We start from the raw sequence: 4,898 nt of genomic DNA on the forward strand, positions 1-4,898 counted from the left end.
CCACTACACCGCCATTATTGCGGGCGTCGCCGGTAGCGGCAGAAACACCGTATTTATCCAATGTGGCCTGTGTGAGGGACATTACCTTGCCACCAAATTTTCCGTCTACCAGGAAGTTTAATGCGAAGTTTTTGTAAGTCAGGTTATTGCTCCATCCACCCTGCCATTTTGGAGTTGGATTGCCGATCAGCTTATTGGCAACCGTCAATGGTTTGCCATCTGCATTAATAATTACCTTACCATTTTCATCACGTTTCAGTATCGTTCCATAAATGTCTCCATAAGAGCCATCCTTGGCGAGAATAGATGCGTAGTTGTTGGTACCTGCTTCTGTAAGGATGAATTGATCAATGTTTGGTGCCAGCTCAATTACTTTATTCCTGTTCTGAGAATAGTTGACGCTGGTATTCCAACTGAAGGCTGCATTTTTAATCACATTATAACCTACTAATACTTCTATACCTGAGTTCTGAATATTACCGGCATTGATGAAGCGGAAGCTGTAACCGGTTCCTGGTGGAACGGCAATCTGGAAGTACTGGTTAGTGGTATTGGTTTTATAATACGTCAGATCCAGGCTAAGTCTGTTCTGCAGGAAACGCCATTCTGTACCTAATTCCAGCGATTTGGTTTTTTCTGGTTTCAGATCAGTAAATGGTGCACGGTTATTAAAGGCAAAAGTACCTCCAACAGCACCCAGTCTGCTCAGCGGATTAGTTACATAAATAGGAACAGTGTTACCTACAATCGCATAAGAAGCACGCACCTTGGCATAACTCACCGGTTCCGGCATGTTAAACAACTGATGCAGCATGGCTGATAAACCTACAGAAGGATAGAAGTAAGAGCCATTCGGGGTAAAGGAAAGGTTGGATGACCAGTCATTACGTCCGCTAACATCTAAGAACAAAAAGTCCTTGAATGATAAGTTAGCGCTACCAAATACGGCCTGTAATTGTGAGTGGTTATTTGGAACGGTATTAATCTGGCTACCCGCGGTCATATTCTGTAACACAAAGAAATTGGCTACAGCTAAGTCACCGGTAAAAGATTCGCCGGTCATCCCCCTGGTTTGCTGATCGTTGATACTGGTACCTAACAGTGCGTTCAGCTTAAAGTTATTACCTAAACTCTTATTCATGTTTAAGATCAGATCACCATACAACTGGGTGGTGGTAAGATCGCTGGTAATGTAGCGGCCATTAGGACCGGACAGTGTACCCTGTGTACCGGCATAAATGTAAGCATCATAGGTATCATTGGTGCGATCAATATTACCACGCGCCTGTACCCACAACCAATCGTTGATATCATACTTGCCTGAAACGCTGGCCAGTGTTCTGTTACGTTTAGCGACGATAGGGTTTTTATTTACACTCCACCATGGGTTCTGTTGAATATCTTCATTGTAAGGCCAGTTCTGCAAATCGAGCTGTCTGGTTTTATCAAATAAAGTATACTGATTTTTATAAGGGGTGATGTCATTGCCTCTAGGGAACAGGTACAAACCGGTCAGCGGATTAAAGTATAATCCGTTTACAGGACCATTATCCAATGTTTGGGTAATCACATTCACATTACCATCCAGTGTTAATTTGTCGTTCAGGAACTTGGCAGTTTCTCTGAAAGTAAAGTTGTTACGTTTCAGGTCATTGCCCGGCATAACGCCACTGGCAGAGGTGTTGGCGTACGAAAAGAAGGTTTGTGCTTTATCTGTACCACCGGAAAAGTTAACGGAATTGATCCAGGTATTACCCGTACGGAAAAACTCGTCCACATTATCATGGCCGCCGCCGCTAATGGCTTTACCCCAGCTCTGTGAAGAGTTAGCGTTTTCCGGGCCATATGAATTTTGGAATTTAGGAGAGTAAGCTATTTTATCCAGGGTAATACCGCTGGAAGCTTCCACTTTGGAAACACCGGATTTACCTTTTTTAGTAGTGATCAGGATCACGCCATTGGCTGCCTGGCTACCATATAATGCAGCGGCAGAAGCACCTTTCAATACTGTCAGACTTTCGATGTCATCGGGGTTCAGGTTGGAAATACCATCACCACCATCACGACCCGGAGAAGTAGTGGTAGTACCATCGCCACCCCAGGTACTGTTAGGTTGTTGTGTGGTATAGTTGGTCATTGGAATACCATCTATTACATACAACGGCTGGTTGGAAGCCTGTGCAGATTTGTTACCGCGCAATGTTACTTTCACGGAACCGCCTACACCGGAACTACTTTTGCTGATAGTGATACCAGCTGCTTTACCGTTGATGGAGTTCATGACGTTCGCATCTTTTACGGTAGACAATTCTTCGTTACCAATTCTCTGTGTAGAATAAGTCAGTGATTTGGCTGCCTTCTTTACACCGAGTGCGGTTACTACTAATTCATTTAATCCTTTTACATTATCATTCAGCTTTACATTCAAAGAGGCGCTGTTACCTACTGTTGCTTCTGTTGATTCAAAACCAACAGAAGTAAATACCAATACATCACCGGCTTTGGCGCTGATATGATATTCTCCCTGGTTATTTGTCTGAGTACCTTTGGAGGTTCCTTTTATTTGTACGGAAACCCCGGGAAGTGAAGCTCCTTTGGCATCTTTTACGGTGCCGCTGATTTCTTTTTCCTGATAAGCGCTACGGAATGAAGATGTGGGCGACCAGGGATTACCGGCTGCCTTCACATATGCACTGTCTGCTAATATGGAAGTGAGCGCCAGACCGGTCATAGCACACACTTTCATAAGGCGTAGGTTTTTTTTCATACTTGCCTTTTTTTTGGTTAATAAATGGGATTTGTATAATTGAATTAAACTGACCATTTTTAATAGCGTGCATTGTTAGAAAATACGGAGCCGTTAGCATGGCGTGCACCATCCTTCGGGTTCTGATATCATATGTTTTACTGTTGGCTACCTGTCCATAGGGGCGTGCAAGGCCTCATTGCCTATAGCAATGTGTAATCCGGGTTGAGTCGCAGCAGTATATTGTTATGTGTTTTCCTTACATGAAATGTTGTTTTTTATAACGTCCTATTGTTACAGGTAGCATAGTAAGTGGGCGCTGAAATATTGCGCTTCAGGAAAGGAGTCGTGTGTAGGTATAAATAGTACTATCGTGTTTTAAAAAATTCTTAACTTTTTTTTAAATACTAGCGGAGGTCCCACCAGAGCGGTGTTCCGCCGTTGTCTGCACCCTTTAACGTGAGAATGGCACGGGCTACTGCCTGAGGATTGGTACTCAGTTCTCTTTGTGGCATTGGTAAACGGCGAATAAATTTTTCGGAAGAGATAGTACCATTACTATTATTAATCACCACCGGAAATAATATCGGATAACCTGTGCGGCGAAATTCACTCCAGGCTTCCTGCCCTTCAGGAAACATCGCTATCCATTTTTGGGTAATAATACGCTCCAGCTTTTTGGGTAAGTCATCACTTTCGTTCCATTTAATGGTGATGGTACTTAAATGTTTATCGCCTGCCGGTACATTGTTGTCTGCATTCTGCGGATCAATATAGGGGTTAGGTTTATCCACCGAATTATTCATATAGTCGTTAACGTTACTGATATTGTACTGTTTGAAAGATGCGGAAATACCGGCCGCATAATTCGCGGCGGCCGTACCAGCGCCCTTCCAGCCATACAAGGCTGCTTCGGCTTTCAGAAAATAAGCTTCGGCCGTGGTCATAAAAAGTATTTTACTCTCAAATTTCACCAGTGGAGAAAAACCACTGTATTCTTCCTTTGCGGAAATTTTAATACCATTGCGGATACCATGATATACATTTACCCCATCATCAGTAGGTACAAAATAATGTGCTAACCGTGGATCTTTATACCCAGTAAGAATAGATTCCATAGGGGCACTCATCCGCAGGTCTGCCCAGGTATAACACATAATGTTCAGCGGATGTGTAACCGGCGAAATATTCACGGCGAAATTATCCTCCGGCGCAGATTGCAGTAACCCCAAAGGATGATTGAGTGCAGCCTCTCCCTCTTCTTTGGCCTTCTTAGGATCAACCCCGGAAATACGGATGGCCAGGCGCAAGCGCAGGGTGTTGGCGAATTTTACCCATTGGGTATAATCACCTTTATATACCAGGTCAAATGCCTGTATGCGTTGTGGCGCTCCTCTGTTAATATAAGCAGTGAGGGTATCTATGCCCTGTGCTAAATCTTTAAAAAATGCATAGTAGGCTTGTTGTTGGGAATCATATTCTATACCCATCTCTCCATTCATTTCTCCATAATGGGTATAAATAATAGGGCCATAAATATCACTGAGACGATGCATGGCCTCTACCTTGATAATCTGCGCCCACGCGTAGAAATCAGTAAAGGTATCTTTGGACTTAGTCTGTGCAAAATCACAGGTTTTCATTACACAGTTGTAAGTTACTTCCCATGGCTTGTTATTCCAGTAATATAGTAACCCATAGTTGGTGTTGTTAACATTCCCTTCAAACGGCGTAGGCGCCATCATGTAACCGGAAAATATATCTGCATTCAGGTTCTGCTGCAACTGCGCAGTAGGTGGGTCGTTGTAAATTAGCAGGTTTAACTGCGCCTGTGATAAAGGTTCTCCCATCAACCGGTAATCGGCCTTCAGTTCTTCTTCATCAAAGTCGTAAGGATTTTTGTTAATCTCATCAAATTTCTTCGTACATGCACTAGCCAGCATAACAGCCAATATGGCGAATACGGTGGTTATTTTCCAATTTTTCATTTGCGAGTATTTTTAAATTCCTAATCTCAGGTTGATGCCCATGCTACGCACCGGTGGCAACCCAAATACATCTACTCCCTGTAAACCATTGCCGGTACCCATAGATACTTCCGGATCAAAAGGTGCATGCAACTCAAAAAAGAACAGGTTCCTGCCAACAATAC

At 43.3% G+C, this 4,898-nt stretch carries 2 protein-coding genes; both read right to left on the reverse strand.

Annotated elements, in window-relative coordinates; genetic code table 11:
• A partial coding sequence (locus tag VIP81_RS26395; RefSeq protein WP_331968324.1) for a SusC/RagA family TonB-linked outer membrane protein occupies positions 1-2,767 on the reverse strand: 2,767 nt, incomplete at its 3' end.
• 386 nt (positions 2,768-3,153) lie between these two features.
• Positions 3,154-4,734 carry a SusD/RagB family nutrient-binding outer membrane lipoprotein gene (locus VIP81_RS26400; RefSeq protein WP_331968328.1) on the reverse strand — a complete coding sequence of 527 codons (1,581 nt, stop codon included), beginning with the start codon at positions 4,732-4,734 and terminating at the stop codon, positions 3,154-3,156.
• Positions 4,735-4,898 lie beyond the last annotated feature (164 nt).

This window comes from Chitinophaga sp. (assembly GCF_036566945.1).
Taxonomy (GTDB): Bacteria; Bacteroidota; Bacteroidia; order Chitinophagales; family Chitinophagaceae; genus Chitinophaga.